At 70.8% G+C, this 23,467-nt stretch carries 2 protein-coding genes (1 of these 2 only partly in view); both read left to right on the top strand.

What is annotated here, in order from left to right:
* Positions 1-19,721, top strand: the 3' portion of a protein-coding gene (locus KY5_RS17400) for a non-ribosomal peptide synthetase (RefSeq protein ID WP_234362760.1). Its footprint begins 3,436 nt before the window's first position; only the last 19,721 of its 23,157 coding nucleotides appear in the window; its start codon lies beyond the left edge, outside the window; it ends in the stop codon at positions 19,719-19,721.
* The gene (locus KY5_RS17395; protein ID WP_098243117.1) at positions 19,718-23,467 is read left to right on the top strand and encodes an ABC transporter ATP-binding protein; all 3,750 of its coding nucleotides are present in this window, start codon (positions 19,718-19,720) and stop codon (positions 23,465-23,467) included. The genes KY5_RS17400 and KY5_RS17395 overlap by 4 nt, the downstream gene beginning before the upstream one ends.

The following is a 23,467-nucleotide window of genomic DNA, read 5'->3' as shown; positions in this document are numbered from 1 at the left end:
CGGAGGTCGCCGAAGCGGAGGTCCCTGCGGCCGTCGCGGCCGTGGCGAACCAGGGCTTCGACCTGAGCACCGAGATCCCCTTCCGGGCCCGGCTTTTCGCGCTGAAGGAGGACCAGCACGTCCTGGTGGTGGTGCTGCACCACGTCGCGGGCGACGGCTGGTCGATGGCGCCGCTGGGGCGGGACGTGGCGGCGGCGTACGAGGCACGGGCCGAAGGCCGGGCCCCGGAGTGGGAGCCGCTGCCGGTGCAGTACGCGGACTACGCGATCTGGCAGCGGGAACTGCTCGGCGACGAGAACGACCCCAAAAGCCCGATCAGCCGTCAGCTCGCATACTGGACGGCACAACTCACCGACCTTCCCGAGCAGTTGGAACTCCCCGTCGACCGGCCTCGCCCGGCGGTGGCGTCACACCGTGGTGACCGGCTTGTCTTCGAGGTGGGCACGGAGGTTCACCAGGGCCTGGTCGACCTCGCGCGCGAGTCGGGCGCGAGCGTGTTCATGGTGGTACGGGCGGCGTTCGCCACGCTGCTCTCGCGGCTCGGGGCCGGGACGGACATCCCGATCGGCTCGCCGATCGCGGGCCGTACGGACGAGGCGCTCGACGACCTCGTCGGCTTCTTCATCAACACCCTGGTACTGCGCACCGACCTGTCCGGTGCCCCCACCTTCCGTCAGCTGGTCGAGCGGGTCCGCGAGACGGACCTGGCGGCGTACGCCCATCAGGATGTGCCGTTCGAGCACCTGGTGGAGGCCCTCAACCCCGAGCGGTCGCTGTCGCGCCACCCGCTGTTCCAGGTGATGCTGACCTTCCAGAACAACGAACAGGCCCAGTTCCAGCTCCCCGGACTGACCTTCACGAGCGAGTCGACAGGGGACGGTGCCGCGAAGTTCGACCTCCAACTGGGTGTGCACGAACAGCACGGGCACGACGGCTGTCCGGCGGGGCTCGTCGGCGCCTTCGAGTTCGCGACTGATCTGTTCGACCGGGTGACGGTCGAGGAGATCGTCGAGCGGTTCGGCCGGCTGCTGGCTGCTGTAGTGGCGGATCCCGATCGCCTGGTCGGGGAGTTGGAGGTTCTGTCTGCCCAGGAGTGTGAGGATCTGCTGTCGGGTTGGCAGGGTGAGCGGGTCGAGGTTCCGTGGGTGTCGTTGCCGGTGGCGTTCGAGGCGCAGGTGGCGCGGACGCCCGAGGCGACGGCCGTCCTGTTCGAGGATGTTCAGCTCACCTACGCGGAGCTGAATGCGCGGGCGAACCGACTGGCCCGGGTTCTGGTGGGTCGGGGTGTGGGACCCGAGGACTTGGTGGCTTTGGTGCTGCCGCGTTCGCCGGAGTTGTTGGTGGCGATGCTGGCGGTGTTGAAGGCGGGTGCGGCGTATGTTCCGGTGGACCCGAAGTACCCGGCGGAGCGCATCGCGTACATGCTGGACGATGCGCGCCCTGTGGTCGCGCTGACCTCGCAGGCCGTCCGGGACGTCGTGCCAAGTGGCGTGGAAACGCTGTTTCTTGAGGAAATCGCGGATGCGGTGTCTGCCGCCTCGGGTGCGGATCTGGTGGATGGGGACAGGTGTGTCCCGCTGCGGCCCGATCACCCGGCGTATGTGATCTATACGTCGGGTTCGTCGGGGCGGCCGAAGGGTGTGGTGGTCGGTCATGCGGGTGTGGTGAATCTGGCGAGGGATCACATCGCCCGTCTGGGGATCGATGGTGGGAGTCGGCTGTTGCAGTTTGCTTCGCCGAGTTTTGATGCGGCGGTGGCGGACATGTGGCCGGCGTGGCTGGCCGGTGCGGCACTGGTGTTGGGGTCGGCGGAGCGGTTGACGCCTGGTTCTCAACTCTCCGAGCTGATGGCGGAGTGCGGGGTGTCGCATGCGACGTTGCCGCCGGCGACGTTGCCGGTGCTGGCGGAGGCGGGGGGTCTGCCGGAGGGTATGACGCTGGTGGTGGCTGGTGAGGCGTGTTCGGCGGAGGTGGCCCGCACGTGGTCGCGTGGTCGCCGGATGGTCAACATTTATGGTCCGACCGAGGCGACGGTGGCCTCGACGTCGAGTGAGCCGTTGTCGCCGGAGATGGCGGGGGTGACGCCGATCGGGCGGCCGGTGTGGAACACCCGGGCGTATGTGTTGGATGCGTCGTTGCGTCCGGTGCCGGCCGGGGTGGCGGGCGAACTGTATTTGGCAGGTGCGCAGTTGGCGCGCGGCTATCTCAACCGCCCGGCTCTGACGGCGGAGCGCTTCGTGCCGGACCCGTTCGCGGGTGCGGGGGAGCGGATGTATCGGACCGGGGATGTGGTGCGTCGCCGCCGGGATCGTCAGCTGGAGTATGTGGGGCGCGCCGACGAGCAGGTCAAGGTCCGCGGTTTCCGCATCGAGCTGGGCGAGATCGAGGCGGTGCTCTTGTCCCACCCGGATGTGGCGCAGGTGGTCGTCGTGGCTCGCGAGGACCGTCCGGGCGACAAGCGCTTGGTCGCCTATGTCGTGCCGTCGACGCCCGGTGCTTCCGTGGACACGGGTCAGGTGCGTCAGTACGTCGGTGAGCTGCTGCCGGAGTTCATGGTCCCGGCCGCGGTGGTCCCCCTGGCCGAGCTGCCGCTGACCGCGCACCGCAAGGTCGACCGGCGTGCCCTGCCCGCCCCCGAGTACGTCGAGGCGCGGCGCGTGCGCGGCCCGCGTGACGCTCGCGAGGAAGTGCTCTGCGCGATCTTCGCCGAGGTGCTCGGCGTCGAGCGCGTGGGCATCGACGACAGTTTCTTCGAGCTGGGCGGCCACTCCCTGCACGCCACCCGTGTGATCAGCCGCATCCGTGCGGTGTTCGGCATAGAGGTGCCGCCCCGGGCGATGTTCGAGGCACCGACCGTCGCCCAGCTGAACGCCCGCATGACGGACGCGCAGGGCGCCCGCGCGGCGCTGGCTCCAGCGCACCGCCCTGCGGAGATCCCCTTGTCGTTCGCGCAGCGCAGGCTGTGGTTCCTCAACCGCTTCGAGGGCCCGGAATCCCCCACGTACAACATGCCCATCGCGCTGCGGCTCACCGGGCCGCTCGACCGGGAGGCCCTGCGCGCGGCCCTGTGCGACGTGGTCGTACGCCACGAGTCGCTGCGCACGGTCTTCCCCGAGGGCGAAGACGGCGTGCCCGTCCAGCGTGTCCTCGCCGCGGCAGACTCCATGGTGGAGATGCCGGTGCGGGAGATCCGTGAGGAGGAGGTCCCGGACGCGGTCGCCCGGACCGCGCGGCGCGGGTTCGACCTGACCGTCGAAGTCCCCCTGAGGGCTGCCCTGTTCGAGCTGGACGGCACCACGCACGTCCTGGTCGTCGTGCTGCACCACATCACGGGCGACGGCTGGTCGATGGCACCGCTGGCGCGTGACGTCGCGCTGGCGTACGAGGCGCGCATCACGGGCCGGGCGCCGAGTTGGGAGCCGTTGCCGGTGCAGTACGCGGACTATGCGCTGTGGCAGCAGGATGTGCTCGGCGACGAGTCCGACCCCGAGAGCCTGATCAGCCGCCAGCTCGCGTTCTGGAAGCGGCAACTGGCCGCCTTGCCGGACCAGTTGGAGCTGCCGACGGACCGTCCGCGCCCGGTGGTCGCCTCGTACCGTGGTGGCACCGTCCCCGTGACCGTCGACGCGGAGGTCCACGCGGGCCTTGTCGCCCTCGCGCGTCAGTCGGGTGCGAGTGTGTTCATGGTGGTACGGGCGGCGTTCGCGGCGTTGTTGTCGCGGATGGGTGCGGGCACGGACATTCCGATCGGTACGCCGATTGCGGGTCGTACGGATGAGGCGCTGGACGATCTGGTCGGCTTCTTCGTGAACACGCTGGTGCTCCGCACCGATCTGTCGGGTGATCCGACGTTCCGTGAACTGGTGGAGCGGGTCCGTGAGACGGACCTGGCCGCGTATGCGCATCAGGATGTGCCGTTCGAGCACTTGGTGGAGGTGCTGAACCCCGAGCGGTCGATGTCGCGGCACCCGCTGTTCCAGGTGATGCTCGCCTTCCAGAACAACGAACAGGCCGAACTCCGCCTTCCGCAGCTCACGCTCACCGGAGAGGTGACGGAGACGCGGTCGTCCAAGTTCGACCTGATTCTGAACGTCACCGAGCTGCGTGATGCCGACGGCGAGCCCGCCGGCCTGGCAGGAGTCCTGGAGTTCTCCGTTGATTTGTTTGATCGGGGGACGGTTGTGGGGTTGGTGGAGCGGTTTGGTCGTGTGTTGGCTGGGGTGGTGGCTGATGCGGACCGGCGGGTGGGTGAGTTGGAGGTGTTGTCGGCGGTAGAGCGGCGTGAGCTGTTGGTGGGCCGTAATGCGACGGGTGTTGAGGTTCCGTGGGTGTCGTTGCCGGAGGGGTTTGAGGCGCAGGCGGCACGCACGCCGCAGATGACCGCTGTGGTGTTTGAGGGGGTGGAGCTGAGTTATGCGGAGGTGAATGCGCGGGCGAATCGTTTGGCGCGGTTGTTGGTGGAGCGGGGTGCTGGTCCTGAGCGTGTGGTGGCGTTGATGTTGCCGCGTTCGGAGTGGTTGCCGGTGGCGTTGTTGGCGGTGGTGAAGTCGGGTGCGGCGTATGTTCCGGTGGATCCGGAGTATCCGGCGGAGCGGATCGCGTACATGTTCCAGGACGCCGATCCGGTGGCGGTAGTGACCGGGGCGCCGCTGGATGAGGCGGTGGTGGGCGGCGCTTCGCAGGTGGTGCTGGGCGAGGCCGCGGACCTGCTGGGCGGGCCGTCGGATGTCTATGCCGAGGGTGATCTGTCGGTGGTGGAGCGGGGTGGTGTGCTGCTGCCGGATCACCCTGTGTACGTGATGTATACGTCGGGTTCGACGGGCCGGCCGAAGGGTGTGGTGTTCCCCGCCGGGGCGATGGTGAATCTGCTGGCCTGGCACGCTCAGGTGCTGTCGGGTGGTGTGGGTCGGCGGACGGGTCAGTTCGCGGCGTTGGGTTTTGATGCGGCGGCGCATGAGATGTTCTCGGCGTTGTGGTCGGGCAAGACGTTGGTGGTGCCGCGGGATGAGACGCGGCGGGGTGCCGCGGAGCTGGTGCGCTGGTTCGCCGGGCAGGGGGTGGGCGAGCTGTTCGCCCCGATGCCGATGGTCGAAGCCGTCGCGGAAGCAGCGGCCGAACTCGATCTCGATCTGCCGCAGTTGATGGATGTGGCACAGGCGGGTGAGGCGCTGTCCGTGCACGGCCCGGTGCGGGAGTTCTTCTCATCGGTGCGGGGGCGGCGGTTGCACAACTACTACGGGCCGACCGAGACGCATGTGGTGACGGCGCTGTCGCTGGAGGGGGATCCGGCGGGCTGGCCGGTGTTGCCGTCGATCGGGCGTCCGGTGGCCAACAGTCGCGTGTATGTCCTGGACGGAGCCCTGCGGCCGGTGCCGGTGGGTGTGGCGGGTGAGCTGTATTTGGCGGGTGCGCAGTTGGCGCGCGGTTATCTCAACCGCCCTGGCCTGACGGCGGAGCGGTTCGTGCCGGATCCGTTCGCGGGTCCGGGTGAGCGGATGTATCGCTCGGGGGATCTGGCGCGGTGGTGTGCGGATGGCACGGTGGAGTTCCTGGGCCGGGCGGACTTCCAGGTCAAGATCCGGGGCTTCCGTGTGGAGCTCGGTGAGGTCGAGGCGGCTATCGCGACCCACCCTGATGTCGCGCAGGTCGCGGTGGTGGCCCGTGAGGACCAGCCCGGCGGCAAGCGCCTCGTCGCCTACGCAGTGCCCCGCGAAGGAGCGGAGGTCGACGGCACGGAGATTCGGCGCTACCTGAGCGGCCGTCTTCCGGAGTTTATGGTCCCGGCGGCGGTGGTGGTCCTGGAGGCGCTTCCGTTGACGGCGAACGGCAAGCTGGACCGGCGTGCCCTGCCCGCCCCCGACTATGCGGGGGCCGTGGCGGGGCGTGGTCCGCGTAATGGGCATGAGCAGGTGTTGTGTGCGGCCTTCGCCGAGGTGCTGGGTGTGGAGCGGGTCGGCATCGACGACAACTTCTTCGATCTGGGCGGTCATTCCCTGTTGGCGACCCGTCTGATCAGCCGTATCCGCACGCGCCTGGGCGTGGAGCTGCCGCTGCGTGCCTTGTTTGAGGGTCCCAGTGTGGTTCAGCTGGCGGAGCGGGTGGTTGAGGCGGGGGTGGCGCGGGCGGCGCTGGTGCCGATGGCGCGTCCGGCCGAGGTGCCCTTGTCGTTTGCTCAGCGCCGACTGTGGTTCCTCAACCGTCTGGAGGGCGAGTCGTCATCGACGTACAACTTGCCGATCGTTCTGCGGCTGACGGGCGTACTGGACCGGGAGGCGCTGGGTACGGCGCTCTTCGATGTGGTCGAACGTCATGAGTCGCTGCGTACCGTCTTCCCCCAGGGCGCGGACGGCGTGCCGTTCCAGTCGGTCGTCGACAGCGAACGGGTCTCCGCGTCCCTGTCCCTGGGTGTCAGCGAGGCGTCGGAGGAGACGCTGGCGGAGCTCATTGCGGCCGAGGTGACGTGCGGGTTCGACCTCACCGCCCAAGTTCCTTTGCGCGCCCGGCTGTTCGCGCTGAATGATGCCACGCATGTGCTGGTGGTGGTGCTGCACCACATCGCGGGTGACGGCTGGTCGATGGAGCCGCTGGCGCGGGACGTGGCGGCGGCCTACGAGGCGCGGACCGCGGGTGGTGTCCCGGCGTGGGAGCCGCTGCCGGTGCAGTATGCGGACTACGCGCTGTGGCAGCGGGACCTGCTCGGCGACGAAGCCGACCCCGAAAGCCTGCTGAGCCGCCAGCTCGCCTACTGGAAGGAGCAACTGGCCGAGCTCCCCGAGGAGTTGCAGCTCCCCACGGACCGTCGGCGCCCCGCCGTCGCCTCCTACCGTGGTGACAGTCTGACGTTCACGCTCGACGCGGAGCTGCACGGTCGCCTCAGTGGGCTGGCGCGTGAGTCGGGTGCGAGTGTGTTCATGGTGGTGCAGGCGGCCTTCGCGGCACTCCTTTCGCGACTCGGTGCGGGCACCGACATCCCCATCGGTTCACCGGTGGCGGGCCGTACGGACGAGGCGCTGGACGATCTCGTCGGGTTCTTCGTGAACACCCTCGTGCTGCGCACCGACCTCTCCGGCGACCCCACCTTCCGCGAACTGGTGGAGCGGGTCCGCGAGACGGACCTGGCCGCCTACGCCCATCAGGACGTGCCCTTCGAGCACCTCGTGGAGGTCCTCAACCCGGTCCGGTCGATGGCCCGGAACCCTCTCTTCCAGGTGGCTCTCGCCTTCCAGAACCAGCGCCAGTCCGACCTGCGGCTCCCCGGTGTCTCGCTGAGCACGGAGCAGAGCGACGGCGCCGCGGCGAAGTTCGATCTGTCGTTGGGGCTTTCGGAGCGGTTCGACGGTGAGGGTGTGCCGGCTGGTTTGGAGGGTGGTTTCGAGTTCGCGACTGATCTGTTCGACCGGGTCACGGTCGAGGAGATCGTCGAGCGGTTCGGCCGGCTGCTGGCTGCTGTAGTGGCGGATCCCGATCGCCTGGTCGGGGAGTTGGAGGTTCTGTCTGCCCAGGAGTGTGAGGATCTGCTGTCGGGTTGGCAGGGTGAGCGGGTCGAGGTTCCGTGGGTGTCGTTGCCGGTGGCGTTCGAGGCGCAGGTGGCGCGGACGCCCGAGGCGACGGCCGTCCTGTTCGAGGATGTTCAGCTCACCTACGCGGAGCTGAATGCGCGGGCGAACCGACTGGCCCGGGTTCTGGTGGGTCGGGGTGTGGGACCCGAGGACTTGGTGGCTTTGGTGCTGCCGCGTTCGCCGGAGTTGTTGGTGGCGATGCTGGCGGTGTTGAAGGCGGGTGCGGCGTATGTTCCGGTGGACCCGAAGTACCCGGCGGAGCGCATCGCGTACATGCTGGACGATGCGCGCCCTGTGGTCGCGCTGACCTCGCAGGCCGTCCGGGACGTCGTGCCAAGTGGCGTGGAAACGCTGTTTCTTGAGGAAATCGCGGATGCGGTGTCTGCCGCCTCGGGTGCGGATCTGGTGGATGGGGACAGGTGTGTCCCGCTGCGGCCCGATCACCCGGCGTATGTGATCTATACGTCGGGTTCGTCGGGGCGGCCGAAGGGTGTGGTGGTCGGTCATGCGGGTGTGGTGAATCTGGCGAGGGATCACATCGCCCGTCTGGGGATCGATGGTGGGAGTCGGCTGTTGCAGTTTGCTTCGCCGAGTTTTGATGCGGCGGTGGCGGACATGTGGCCGGCGTGGCTGGCCGGTGCGGCACTGGTGTTGGGGTCGGCGGAGCGGTTGACGCCTGGTTCTCAACTCTCCGAGCTGATGGCGGAGTGCGGGGTGTCGCATGCGACGTTGCCGCCGGCGACGTTGCCGGTGCTGGCGGAGGCGGGGGGTCTGCCGGAGGGTATGACGCTGGTGGTGGCTGGTGAGGCGTGTTCGGCGGAGGTGGCCCGCACGTGGTCGCGTGGTCGCCGGATGGTCAACATTTATGGTCCGACCGAGGCGACGGTGGCCTCGACGTCGAGTGAGCCGTTGTCGCCGGAGATGGCGGGGGTGACGCCGATCGGGCGGCCGGTGTGGAACACCCGGGCCCACGTCCTTGACGACCGACTGCGTCCGGTGCCCGTGGGCACTCCCGGCGAGCTCTATCTGGCGGGTGCGCAGTTGGCGCGCGGCTATCTCAACCGTCCGGCTCTGACGGCGGAGCGGTTCGTCGCCGACCCGTTCGCGGGTGCGGGGGAGCGGATGTACCGGACCGGGGATGTGGTGCGTCGCCGCCGGGATCGTCAGCTGGAGTATGTCGGGCGTGCGGACGAGCAGGTCAAGGTCCGCGGCTTCCGTATCGAGCTGGGTGAGATAGAGGCGGCGCTTCTGTCGCATCCGCAGGTGGCGCAGGCCACGGCGATGGTCCGCGAGGACCGGCCCGGCGACAAGCGCCTGGTCGCCTACGTCGTGCCCGCCACCGAGGCCTCGCCCATCGGCCAGGCCGAGGCGCGCCGCCATGTCGGCGAGAAGCTGCCGGAGTTCATGGTCCCGGCCGCGGTAGTCACCCTGGCCGAGCTGCCGCTGACCGCGCACCGCAAGGTCGACCGGCGTGCCCTGCCCGCCCCCGAGTACGGCCTGACAGAGCCGGGACGTGGCCCGCGCACGGAGCGGGAGCATGTCCTGTGCGCGATTTTCGCCGAGGTGCTCGGCGTCGAGCGCGTCGGTGTCGACGACGGCTTCTTCGACCTGGGAGGCCACTCCCTGCTGGCTACCCGAGTGATCAGTCGTATCCGCACCGTCCTGAACGTGGAACTGCCCCTCCGCGCCCTCTTCGAAGGCCCCACCGTCGAACAGCTGGCGCGCCGCGTCGAGAGGGCGGACACGGCTCGGGCCGCGCTGCGCCCCGCCGAGCGGCCCGAGCGGATACCCCTGTCGTTCGCTCAGCGCAGGCTGTGGTTCCTCAACCGTTTCGAGGGCGCTGAGGCGAGTACGTACAACATCCCCATCGCCCTGCGGCTCAGCGGGGCGCTCGACCGGGACGCTCTGCGCGAGGCCATCAACGACCTGACGGCCCGGCACGAGACCTTGCGCACCGTCTTCCCTGCAGGCGCCGACGGGATGCCCTACCAGGACGTACGCGTCGCCACCGAGGCCGAGCTGCCGACCCGGCGGATCCGCGAGGACGAGATCGCCGAGGCGGTCGTCCAGGCGGCGCGGCGCGGCTTCGACCTGACCACCGAACTCCCACTCCGCGCCCAGCTGTTCGTTCTCGACGACACCACCCATGCTCCGGACGCCACCCATGCTCCGGACACCACCCACATCCTGGTCGTCGTCTTCCACCACATAGCCGGTGACGGCTGGTCGATGGCCCCGCTCGCGCGCGACCTGGCCACGGCCTATGCGGCCCGTACAGCCGGTGCCGCCCCGGGGTGGGAGCCGCTGCCGGTGCAGTACGCCGACTACGCCCTGTGGCAGCGTGACACCCTCGGCGAGGAGTCGGACCCGGAGAGTCCGCTCAGCCGTCAGCTCGCCTACTGGAAGGCGCAACTGGCAGGCCTGCCTGAGCAGTTGGAACTCCCCACCGATCGTCCCCGGCCCGCAGTCTCCACCAACCGCGGCGGGCTCGTGCCCTTCGCGCTGGACGCGGATCTCCACCGGGGGATCACGGAGTTCGCCCGCTCCTGCGGCGCCAGCGAGTTCATGGTGGTGCGGGCGGCCCTCGCCGTGCTCCTTTCGCGGCTCGGGGCCGGGACGGACATCCCGATCGGCTCGCCGATCGCGGGCCGTACGGACGAGGCGCTGGACGACCTCGTCGGGTTCTTCGTGAACACCCTCGTGCTGCGCACCGACCTCTCCGGTGATCTGACGTTCCGTGAACTGGTCGACCGCGTGCGCGAGACCGACCTGGCCGCGTACACCCACCAGGACGTGCCCTTCGAGCACCTGGTGGAGCTGCTCAACCCCACCCGGTCGACGTCCCACCACCCCCTGTTCCAGGTGATGTTCGCCTTCCAGAACAACGAGCAGGCCGAGCTGAGCCTGCCGGGGCTCACCGTGTCCGCCGCCGCGACATCGCTGGACGTCATCCAGTTCGACCTGGCCGTCACGCTCGGCGAGGCGCACTCGGACGACGGCGGTGCCGCCGGGCTCGTGGGTGGATTCGCGTACGCCACCGACTTGTTCGACCAGGAGACGGTCGAGGCCATGGCCGAGCGGTTCCGCGGCCTGCTCCAGCAGCTCGTCGGCGATCCCGGGCTCCGGGTCGGCGCGGTCGACGTGCTCCGTGCGGGCGAGCGGGAGCGGCTGCTGCACGAACTCAACGACACCGCCGCACCGGCCCCTGACCTCACCGTGCCCCGCCTCTTCGCGCTGCAGGCCGCCATGACGCCGCACGCGATCGCCGTGGTGCACGGCGAAGTGTGCTTGTCGTACGCGGAGTTGAACGCCCGCGCCAACCGGGTCGCCCACTGGCTCATCGAGCGCGGCATCGGAGAACCCGGCACCGGACCGGAGCAGCGCGTGGCACTGACGCTGCCCCGGTCGGTGGACCTGGTGGTGGCCATGCTCGGCGTGCTGAAGGCCGGGGGCGCCTATGTGCCGATCGACAGGGACCACCCCGCCACGCGCGTGGAGTTCATGATCGAGGACTCCGCCCCGCAGTTGGTGCTGGGCCCGGACGAGATGGCGGGCGGCTTCGCCGGCCACTCGGACGGCGAACCCCCGGTGTCCAGCCCTGCGCCGGGTGACGCGGCGTACGTGATCTACACCTCGGGCTCGACGGGTACGCCCAAGGGCGTGGTCGTCCCGCACGCGGCACTGGCCAACCAGCTGGTCTCGGTGCGCGAACGGCTTCCCCTGACACCGCAGGACCGCGTACTCGGCGCGGCGACGGCCGCGTTCGACATGGCCACCATGGAGGTGCTGCTGCCGCTGATCTCGGGCGCCCGCCTGGTGCTTGCCGAGAAGGAGGAGGTGTCCCGGCCCGCGGCGCTGGGGGAGCTGATCCGCGGTGCCGGAGTCACCCTCATGCACGCGACGCCGTCGCTGTGGCAGACACTGGTGGCGCACGACCCGGGCATGGTCCGTGGCGTGCGGGCGGTGGCCGGCGGCGAGTCGCTGCCGGTCGGCCTCGCCGACACCCTGTGCGAGCACGCCGCCGGCGTCGTCAACGAGTACGGCCCGACCGAGGCCGCCATCGTCTCCACGCTGACCGAGGTGACCGTCGGCACGGGCATTCCGTCTATCGGAACCCCGCTCGCGAACACCCAGGTGTACGTCCTCGACGCGTCGCTGCGGCCGGTACCCGTCGGCACCACCGGAGAGCTGTACATCGCCGGGCACGGCCTGGCCCGCGGCTACCTCCACCGCCCGGCGCTCACCGCCGAACGCTTCGTGGCGAACCCCTACGGGCCGCTCGGGTCGCGGATGTACCGCACCGGAGACCTCGCCCGCTGGAACGGCGAGGGCAGCCTCGAGTACGCCGGACGCGCGGACGGCCAGGTCAAGATCCGCGGCTTCCGCATCGAGCCGGGCGAGATCGAAGCCGCCCTGACTCGCCACCCGAGCGTCGCCCGTGCGGCCGTGGTGGTCCGCGAGGACCGGCCGGGCGACCGACGCCTTGTCGGGTACGTCGTGCCCGCGCGCGGCGAAGTCCCTGTGCACCCCGGCGAGTTGCGGCGCTCCGTCGGCGGGCTGCTGCCCGACTACATGGTCCCGGCCGCGGTGGTGCCCATGGCCGAGCTGCCGCTGACCCCCAACGGCAAGCTCGACAGGCGCGCGCTGCCCGAACCGCGGTACATGGCCTCCGACCGCGGCCCCCGCGACGCCCGCGAGGAAGCCCTCTGCGCGATCTTCGCCGAGACGCTCGGCCTGGACCGGGTCGGCATCGACGACGGCTTCTTCGACCTCGGCGGCCACTCGCTCCTCGCCACCCGCGTCGTCAGCCGGGTCCGCACGGTCCTGGGAGTGGAGGTTCCGCTGCGGGACCTGTTCGACGCACCGTCGGTGGCGCGGCTCGCGGAGCGCATCGCGGGCGCAGGAACGGCACGGCGGGCCCTGGCGCCGACGGCACGCCCGGAGACGGTCCCCCTGTCGTTCGCCCAGTCGCGACTGTGGTTCCTCAACCGGTTCGAGGGCCCCGCGTCCGCCACGTACAACGTGCCCCTCGCCTACCGCCTGTCGGGCGCGCTGGACCGCGAGGCGCTGAGGGCCGCACTGCGCGACGTCGTCGTCCGGCACGAGTCGCTGCGCACGGTCTTCCCCGAGGGCGCGGACGGTGCGCCCGTCCAGCACGTCCTCGCCGCGACGGACACCGCGGTGGACATGCCGGTCCGGGAGATCCACGAGGACGACATCGCCGGCGCGATCGCGGAGGCGGCCGGGCGAGGCTTCGACCTCGGGTCCGAACTGCCCTTCCGCGCCGCCCTGTTCGCCCTGCCCGACGGATCCCACGCGGTGGTCGTGGTCCTCCACCACATCGCGGGTGACGGCTGGTCGATGGCACCGCTGGCACGCGACCTGGCGGCTGCGTACGCGGCGCGGGCCGACGGTTACGCTCCCGAGTGGGAGCCGCTGTCGGTGCAGTACGCGGACTACGCGATCTGGCAGCGGGACCTGCTCGGCGACGAAGCCGACCCCGAAAGCCTGCTGAGCCGCCAGCTCACGTACTGGAAAAACCAACTCGCCGACCTGCCCGACCAGTTGGAGCTGCCCACGGACCGCCCCCGCCCGGCGGTGGCGTCCTTCCGCGGCGAGCAAGTGGCCTTCGAGGTGGACTCCGAGGTCCACGCGGGCCTGGCCGAACTCGCCCGTACGTCGGGTGCGAGTGTGTTCATGGTGGTGCGGGCGGCGTTCGCGGCGCTCCTCTCCCGGATGGGTGCGGGCACGGACATCCCGATTGGCTCGCCGATCGCGGGCCGTACGGACGAGGCGCTGGACGACCTCGTCGGGTTCTTCGTGAACACCCTCGTGCTCCGCACTGACCTCTCCGGTGATCCGACCTTCCTCGAACTGGTGGAGCGGGTCCGTGAGACGGACCTGGCTGCGTACGCCCATCAGGACGTGCCCTTCGAGCACTTGGTGGAGGTGCTGAACCCCGAGCGGTCGCTGTCCAGGCACCCGCTGTTCCAGGTGATGCTGACCTTCCAGAACAACGAACAGGCCCAGCTCACCATGCCGGGCCTCGACGTGAAGTCCCTGACCGCCGAGGGCTCCGCCAAGTTCGACCTGTTCCTCAGCGTCGCCGAGCGCAATACCTCCGACGGACGGCCCGACGGCCTCACGGGCGTCCTGGAGTTCGCCGTCGACCTGTTCGACCGCGCGACCGCCGAGAACCTCATGGAGCGGTTCGGTCGTGTACTGGCGGGGGTGGTGGCCGATGCCGACCGGCGGATCGGCGAGTTGGAGGTGCTGTCGTTCGCGGAGCGGCGTGAGCTGCTGGTGGACCGTAATGCCACGGGTGTTGAGGTTCCGTGGGTGTCGCTGCCGGAGAGCTTCGAGGCGCAGGCGGCACGCACCCCGCAGATGACCTCCGTGGTCTTCGAAGGGACGGAGCTGAGTTATGCGGAGGTGAATGCGCGGGCGAATCGTCTGGCGCGGTTGTTGGTGGAGCGGGGTGCTGGGCCTGAGCGTGTGGTGGCGTTGATGTTGCCGCGTTCGGAGTGGTTGCCGGTGGCGTTGCTGGCGGTAGTGAAGTCGGGTGCGGCCTATGTCCCGGTGGATCCGGAGTATCCGGCGGATCGGATCGCGTACATGTTCCAGGACGCCGATCCGGTGTGTGTGCTGGGCTCGGAGCAGACGCTGGGCCGGTTGCCCGAGGAACTGTCCGGTCGTGGCGTGGAGGTCACGGGCGAGGCACTGGCCGGGTACGCGGACGCCGATCTGACCGAGGCGGAGCGGGGCTGCGCTTTGCTGCCCGACCACCCCGTCTACGTGATGTACACCTCGGGCTCGACGGGCCAGCCGAAGGCCGTGGTGTTCCGGGCAGGGGCGATGGCCAACCTCCTGTCCTGGCATCGCCGTGACCGCGCGACCGGCGTGACGACCGCCCACTTCACCTCCATCAGTTTCGACGTCGCGGCGCAGGAGATCTTCTCGGCCCTGTGGTCGGGCGGAACCCTCGCGCTGCCCCGGGACGACATCCGCAAGGACCCCGCGGAGCTGGTCCGCTGGCTCGACCGGCGCGGTGTGAACGAGCTGTACGCACCGAACCTGGTGATCGATGCGGTGGCGGAGGCGTCCCTCGAACTCGGTCTCGAACTCCCCGAGTTGACGGATGTCGCCCAGGCGGGCGAGGCCCTGATCGTCCACGGCCCGGTGCGGGAGTTCTTCTCATCGGTGCCGGCGCGGCGGCTGCACAACCACTACGGGCCGACTGAGACGCATGTGGTGACAGCGCTGACGCTGGAGGGGGATCCGGCCGGCTGGCCGGTGCTGCCGTCGATCGGCCGTCCGGTGGCCAACAGCCGCGTCTATGTCCTGGACGGAGCTCTGCGGCCGGTGCCGGTCGGCGTGGCCGGTGAGCTCTACCTGGCGGGCGCCCAGTTGGCCCGCGGCTACCTCAACCGCCCCGCCCTGACGGCCGAGCGGTTCGTGCCGGATCCGTTCGCGGGTCCGGGTGAGCGGATGTACCGCTCCGGCGATCTGGCGCGCTGGCGTGCGGACGGCACGGTGGAGTTCCTGGGCCGCGCCGACTTCCAGGTCAAGATCCGCGGCTTCCGCGTGGAACTCGGCGAGGTCGAGGCAGCCATCGCTGCGCACCCCGACATCGCCCAGGCCGCCGTGGTGGCCCGCGAGGACCGCCCCGGCGACAAGAGGCTCGTCGCGTACGTCGTGCCCCGCGAAGGGGAGGCGATCGACGGCGCCGAGACGCGCGGCTTCCTGAGCGGACGTGTCCCGGAGTTCATGGTCCCGGCTGCGGTCGTGGTGCTGGATGTGCTGCCGTTGACGGCGAACGGGAAGCTGGACCGGCGTGCCCTGCCCGCCCCCGACTATGCGGGGGTGGTGGCGGGGCGTGGTCCGCGTAATGGTCATGAGCAGGTGTTGTGTGCGGCCTTCGCCGAGGTGCTCGGCGTGGAGCGGGTCGGTATCGACGACAGCTTCTTCGATCTGGGCGGTCATTCCCTGCTCGCCACCCGCCTGATCAGTCGTATCCGCACCCGCCTTGGCGTGGAGTTGCCGCTGCGTGCCCTGTTCGAGGGTCCCCGTGTGGTTGAGCTGGCGGAGCGGGTGGTTGAGGCGGGGGTGGCGCGGGCGGCGCTGGTGCCGATGTCGCGTCCGGTCGAGGTGCCTTTGTCGTTTGCCCAGCGGCGGTTGTGGTTCCTCAACCGTCTGGAGGGGGAGTCGTCGTCGACGTACAACTTGCCGATCGTCCTGCGGCTGACGGGCGTACTGGACCGGGAGGCGCTGGGAGCGGCGCTCTTCGATGTGGTCGAACGTCATGAGTCGCTGCGTACCGTCTTCCCCCAGGGCACGGACGGCGTGCCGTTCCAGCACGTCCTGAGCGCCGACGCGGCCTGCCCGACCCTGATGGCCGTGCCGGTTTCCGAGGCGGAGCTCGCCGAGGTGGTGGTCGCCGAGACCTCACGCGGTTTCGACCTGACCTCCGAACCTCCGCTGCGTGCCTGCCTGTTCGCCCTGGACGACACTGCACACGTCCTGGTGGTGGTGCTGCACCACATCGCGGGTGACGGCTGGTCCCTGGCCCCTCTGGCGGGGGATCTGGCGGCTGCGTACGAGGCGCGAGCCGACGGTCACGCTCCCGAGTGGGAGCCGCTGTCGGTGCAGTACGCCGACTACGCGCTGTGGCAGCGGGACCTGCTCGGCGACGAATCCGACCCCGAAAGCCTGCTGAGCCGCCAGCTCGCCTACTGGAAGGGACAACTGTCCGCCCTGCCGGAGCAGTTGGATCTGCCCACCGACCGGAGCAGGCCCACGGCGGCTTCCTACCGGGGCGACCTCGTGGAGTTCGCGCTCGACGCGGAGGTGCACGGTCGCCTCAGCGGCCTTGCGCGTGAGTCGGGTGCGAGTGTGTTCATGGTGGTGCAGGCGGCCTTCGCGGCGTTGCTGTCGCGGCTCGGTGCGGGTACCGACATCCCGATCGGTTCACCGGTGGCGGGTCGTACGGATGAGGCGCTGGACGATCTCGTCGGTTTCTTCGTGAACACCCTCGTGCTGCGCACCGACCTGTCCGGTGACCCCACCTTCCGTGAACTGGTGGAGCGGGTCCGGGAGACCGACCTGGCGGCGTACGCCCATCAGGACGTGCCCTTCGAGCACCTCGTGGAGGTCCTCAACCCCACGCGCTCCACCTCCCGGCACCCCCTGTTCCAGGTGATGCTGACCTTCCAGAACAACGCACGTGCCGACATGCTGCTGCCCGGCCTGACGCTGGAGCAGGAGGCCACGCCCGCCGACACGGCGAAGTTCGACCTGTCGCTGAGCGTCCAGGAGACGGAGGGCGTGGACGGCGGGGCGGCGGGGCTCGCCGGTGCCTTCGAGTTCGCGGTCGACCTGTTCGACCGGGCGACGGTCGAGGGGATCGCCGAGCGGTTCGGACGGCTGCTGTCCGCCGCGGTGGCCGACCCCGACCTGCCGGTCGGCGAGCTGGAGATCTTGTCGGGCCAGGAGTACGAGAAGCTCCTGACCGGCTGGCAGGGCGCCCGCGACGACATCGCACAGCGGTGCCTGGCCGGCCTCTTCGAGGAGCAGGCGGCACGCACCCCCGCGGCCCCGGCCGTGGCGTTCGAGGACACCGAACTCACCTACGCGGAGCTCGACTCGCGGGCGAACCGCCTGGCCCGCCACCTGATCGCGCAAGGCGCAGGCCCCGAGGACACGGTGGCCCTGGTGCTGCCACGCTCGGCGGACGCGGTCGTGGCGATGCTCGCAGTGCTGAAGGCGGGTGCGGCCTACCTTCCGGTGGACCCGCGGTACCCGGCAGACCGGATCGCGCACACGCTGGCGGACGCCCGGCCCGTGGTGGTGCTCACCACCACGGCGGAGCGCGACCGTGTGCCGTGTGCGGCGGTGGTGCTGGAGGACGTGGCCGCGGCCGTCGCCCGCGAGTCCGCGTGGGACGTGTCGGACGCGGACCGGCTGCGCCCCCTGCTGCCCGCTCACCCCGCGTACGTGATCTACACCTCGGGCTCCACCGGCCGGCCGAAGGGCGTCATGGTCACGCACGGAGCGGTCACAGGGCACCTGCGGTGGATGGCCGATGAGTATCCGCTCGACGGCACGGACCGGGTCCTCGCCAGGACCGCGTTCAGCTTCGACGCGGCCGTCTGGGAGACCTGGCTGCCGCTCGTGACCGGCGCCTCCGCGCACGTGGTGTCGGACGAAGTTGCCACGGACGCACTTCAGTTGGCCGATCACATCAGCGATCACGGCATCACGGTCGCCCAGGTCGTGCCCTCCTTGCTGTCCGAGCTGTGCGCGGCCGCCGTCGCGGCGGGCGGCACATCGTCGCTGCGGCGGCTGTTCGTGGGCGGCGAACCACTGCCCGCCGCCCTTGCGGAGCTCGCCCAGGACGCCTGGGGCGTACCGTGCGTCAACCTGTACGGACCCACCGAGTCCACCGTCCAGGTCACCCACCACGAGGTGCCGCTCGGCACCTGGGGCGACGACGGGCGGAGCGACGCGTACCTGCCCGTAGGACGCCCCGTGCGCAACGTCCGCGCCTACGTCCTCGACAGCCGGCTGCGACCGGTGCCCGCGGGCGTCCCCGGCGAGCTCTACCTGGCCGGGGACCAACTGGCACGCGGATACGTGGGCCGCCCCGACCTGACGGGCCAGCGGTTCACGGCCGACCCCTACGGGCCGCCGGGCGCCCGCATGTACCGCACAGGTGACCTCATGCGCCGTCGCGGCGACGGCGGCCTGGAGTTCCTGGGGCGCGTCGACGAGCAGGTCAAGCTGCGCGGCTTCCGGGTCGAACTCGGCGAGGTCGAGGCAGCGTTGACGGCGCAGTGGCAGATTGCGCGCGCGGCCGCCGTGGTCCGCGAGGACCGGCCCGGCGACCGGCGTCTGGTCGCGTACGTCGTGCCCGCCGACGGCGCGCCGCTCGACCTCGACGAGCTGCGGGGGCGCCTCACGTCCGCCCTGCCGGACTTCATGGTGCCCTCGGCCTTGGTGGCCCTGGACGCCTTCCCCCTCACGCCGAACGGCAAGCTCGACCGGCGGGCCCTGCCCGCCGCCGACGTGGCCGCGGGCACCGGACGCGCCCCGCGCAACCCTCAGGAAGAGGCCCTGTGCGGCCTGTTCGCGGAGACCCTCGGTGTGACAGGGGTCGGGATCGACGACAGCTTCTTCGACCTCGGAGGCCACTCGCTGCTCGCCACCCGCCTTCTCACCCGCATCAGAACGGTGTTCGGCGTGCGGGTCTCGCTGCGGGCGCTGTTCGAGGCGCCCACCGTCGCGCGCCTCGTCCAGCGGTTCGACGGCGACGACATAGGGGACGGCCTGGCCATGCTGATGCCGCTGCGCGCCGACGGCACTCGGCCCCCGCTGTTCTGCGTCCACCCCGCGAGCGGCCTCAGCTGGGCGTACGTGGGCATGCTGCAGCACCTGGGCCCCGACCAGCCGGTGTACGGCCTGCAGGCGCGAGGTATCGCCGACGAGCAGGAGATGCCGAGCTCCCTGGAGGAGATGGCGGCCGACTACGTGGCGCAGATCCGCACGGTCCAGCCGTCGGGCCCCTACCACCTTCTCGGCTGGTCGTTCGGCGCCCTCGGCGCCCACGCCGTGGCGACCGCCCTCCAGGAGCAGGGCGAGACCGTCGCGCTCCTGGCGCTTCTCGACGGATACCCGGGCGAGGGAGAGGAAGGGGAGACGGACGAGGCGGACGCGCTCGACGAGGTGACCATCCTGCAGGGCCTCCTGAAGGACATGGGCATCGGCGACGACCTGCGTGACGACACGATGCCTCCGCTCGTTAAGGCCGCGGCTCTGCTGCGCAGCCAGGGCGGCGCCCTGGCCGGCCTCGACGAAAAGACGCTCGCCAGGGTGGCGGCCGCCTGCGCCAATAGCATGCGGGTCTCCACCCGCTTCCGCCCGACGGTCTTCCGCGGTGACGTGGAGTTCTTCACGGCCGCCGATGGCCGCCCCGACCGGCTCGACGCCCACACCCTGTGGGGTCCGTACGTGGAGGGGAACATCATCGACCACCCCGTGAACTGCGCCCACTTGGACATGGTCAGGTCGAGTGCGCTGAAGGAGATCTCCGGGGCGATCGCGGCGAAGCTCGACGAGCTCGCGGGGAAGCGCGACGATCTCGCCGGGAACGAGGGCGGCCGGTGACGCTCTCCGCCCAGCGGCGAGGACCGCGCCGGACGGGCGAGCCGGGAGCGCCCGGCTCGCCCGTCCGACGCCTCCTCGGCTGCTGCCGCCGCTACCCCCGCACCATCGCGCTCACCCTCGGGGCCACCGTGGCCGCCATCGCGGCCGCGGCGGCCGTGCCGCTGATCTCCCGCGCCGTCGTGGACCGGGTGATCCTCGCGGACGAACTGCCCCTGCTGCCCTGCCTGTTGGTGCTCGTCCTCGCGGGTCTCGCGCGCTTCGGCGCCGGCATCGCACAACGCTGTCTGGCCGCGCGGCTCTCCTGCGACGTCCAGCACGACCTGCGCATGCGCACCTTCGCGTCCCTGTCCCGGCTCGACGGCGCGGGCCAGGACGCACTGCAGACGGGACAGATCGTCAGCCGGTCGATCTACGACCTGTCCATGGCACAGGGCCTGCTCGCGATGCTGCCCAACATCCTCGGCAGCGTCCTGCTGCTCGTCCTGTCCCTCGCGGTCATGGTGGCCCTGTCGCCGCCGCTCACCCTGGTCATGCTGCTCGTCCTGCCCCCGCTGCTGTACACGGCCTGGCACAGCAGCAGACGCCTCTACCCGGCCACCCTCGACGCTAGGCAGCGCGAGGCGGCCATCGCCTCCGTCGTCGACGACGCGGTCACAGGGGTCCGCGTCGTCAAGGGGTTCGGCCAGGAGGAGCGCGAGCTGCGCCGGCTCGGTTCCGCCGCGAACGCCCTGTTCACCGCGCGGCAGCGAGTCGTGCGCCTCAACTCCCTCTACGGGTCGACCCTCCAGGCCCTTCCGCTGCTCGGCCAGGTCGGCATCCTCGCCACCGGCGGCTGGATGGCCTCGCGCGGCGACATCTCCCTCGGAACGTTCGTCGCGTTCTCCGCCTACGTGGCGCAGATCGTCTCGCCTCTGCGCGGCCTCGCCACCGTGGTCACCGGCCTCCACCAGGCGCGGGCCAGCGTCGTCCGCGTCTTCGAGGTGATCGACACCCGCCCCCGGGTCACGGAACGGCCCGACGCGCGGCAGCTGCCGTCGGGACCCGTCGGCCTCGAACTGGCCGACGTGACGTTCGGATACGAAGGACACGCGGCGGGAGAGGGGCAGGCGGAGGTCGAACGGCGCACAGAGGGCGCGGACGAGCGGGCCGCGCTGCGCGGACTCTCCCTCACCGTCCGGCCGGGCGAGACGCTCGCCCTCGTCGGGGCGCCCGGCTCCGGCAAGTCCACGGTCTCGCTGCTGCTGCCGCGCTTCTACGACGTCCAGGACGGCACTGTGCGCGTCGGCGGCAGCGACGTACGGGATCTGACGCTGGACTCGCTGCGGTCCGCTATCGGCCTGGTGCCCGAGCACAGCTTCCTGTTCTCCGGCACCGTGCGCGACAACATCGCGTACGGCCGCCCCGACGCCACGGACGCACAGGTCACCGCGGCGGCCGCGGCGGCAGGCGCCGACCGCTTCATCCGCGAACTGCCGCACGGCTACGACACCACCGTCGGCGAACGCGGCTTCACCCTCTCCGGCGGGCAGCGCCAGCGGGTCGCACTGGCCCGCGCCCTGCTCACCGACCCGCGCGTCCTCCTGCTCGACGACGCCACCTCGGCCGTGGACCCCCGCACCGAGGCGGAGATCCACGCCACGCTCCGTGAGGTCATGAGCGGCCGGACCACCCTGCTGGTGGCCCGCCGCCGGTCCACCCTCGAACTGGCCGACCGGATCGCGCTCCTGGTGGACGGCCGGGTCGCCGACATCGGCACGCACGACGAACTCGCGGCACGGTCGGCGGCGTACCGTGCGCTGTTCGCGGCGGCCGGACCCGCCCCGGACGCCGCGGCGGCCGAGCCGCGCGAGCAGACGGCCCTCATGGACGCGCCGTTCGACATGACGCTCACCCTCGAAGCCCGCCCAGCCCCGACCGCGGAGTCCCCGGAGGCGGCCACCCCGCCGCACCTCGCGACCCTCGCCCCGACCGCCACAGCGCCCGCCCCCGATGCGGAGCCCGGATTCGGCCTGCGCGCTCTGCTGCGCCCCTTCCGCCGCGCACTCGTCCTGGGCGCGATGCTCGTCCTGCTCGACGCGCTGGTCAGCGTGTTCGTACCGCTACTCATCCGCACGGGCATCGACGACGGCATCCAACAAGCAGCGTCCCGCGTGGTGTTGGTGACGTCCGTCGCCGCCGTCGCCCTGGTGCTCGGCGGCTGGGCCGTCAGCATGGCCCAGATGAGGACGAACGGCCTCCTCGGCGAGCGCATCCGCTATGTGCTGCGCCTGCGCGGCTTCGCCCACCTGCAGCGCCTCGACCTCGCCTACTATGAGCGCGAACTGTCCGGCCGCATCATGACCCGGATGACGGCCGACGTGGAATCGGTCGCGGCGTTCGCCCAGACCGGCGTCGCCACCGCGGCTGTCAGCCTCATCTCCACCGTCTCCGTGCTCACCGTGCTCCTCGTCCTCGACTGGCGGCTCGGCCTGGTGGTGTGCGCGGTCCTGCCGGTCCTGGCCGGCGCGACGTTCCTGTTTCGGTGGGTGGCCGCGGGGGCGTACGGAGCCGCACGCGACACGTCCGGCGCGGTCAACGCGGAGCTGCAGGAGCACGTCGCGGGCCTGCGCATCGTCCAGGCGTTCCGGCAGACGGAGCGCGGCGCGGGACGGTTCGCCGACAAGAGCACCGCCTACCGCACCGCGCGGCTGCGCGCCCAGCGCCACGCGGCGGGATACTTCGGCTTCGTGGAGTTCCTGCCCGGCGCCACCGCCGCGTGCGTGCTGGCCTTCGGCGCGGACCGGGCCAGGGACGGCGCCCTCACCGTGGGCCTGCTTGTGGTGTTCCTCCTCTACGTCGACGTCCTGTTCTCCTCAGCCCTGCAGCTCTCCCAGGTCTTCGACGGATACCAGCAGGCGTCCGTCGGGCTCAGCCGCATCCTGGACCTCTTCGGCACCCCGACCGGCACACCACGAGCCGAAAAGGCCCGGCCTGTCGACCAGTTGAAGGGGGCGATCGAATTCGAGGACGTGCACTTCCGCTACTCCGGAGCCACCCGGGACGCGGTGCGCGGAGTGCGCCTGAGTATCCCGGCAGGACGGACGGTGGCACTGGTCGGCGAGACCGGCGCGGGCAAGTCGACGCTGGTGAAGCTGGTGGGGCGGTTCTACGACGCCACGGCGGGCACCGTCCGCGTGGACGGACACGACCTGCGCACCCTGGAACTCACGGACTACCGGCGCCGCCTCGGCATCGTCCCCCAGGAGACACACCTGTCGGGCGGCACGGTCGGCGACGCCATCGCGTACGGCCGCCCCGGCGCGGGCACGGCCGAGGTGGAGGCGGCCGCGCGCGCCGTGGGCGCCCACGAGCTGCTCTCCCGGCTCCCCGGCGGATACCTGCACCCCATCGGTGAGGGCGGCCGCAACCTGTCCGCGGGCCAACGCCAGCTCATCGCCCTGGCACGGGCCCGGTTCGTCGACCCGGACGTGCTCCTGCTCGACGAGGCCACATCCGCCCTGGACCCGGCCACGGAAGAGACCGTCTCCGGCGCCGTCGCCCGCCTCACCGAGAACCGCACCGCTCTGATAGTCGCCCACCGCCTCACCACGGCGGCCCGCGCGGACCACATCGTTGTACTGGCGGACGGTGCCGTCGCTGAGGAGGGCAGTCACATGGAACTTCTCATTCGCGGCGAACACTACGCACGCCTGTGGCGTGCAGCACTCCCCAATGACGATCGAGGGAAGCTGGCGATCGACCGATGA

It is taken from the genome of Streptomyces formicae (assembly GCF_002556545.1).
GTDB lineage: Bacteria > Actinomycetota > Actinomycetes > Streptomycetales > Streptomycetaceae > Streptomyces > Streptomyces formicae_A.
Note: the sequence above shows the minus strand (reverse complement) of the source record. Positions and strands in the feature narration are given on the sequence as shown.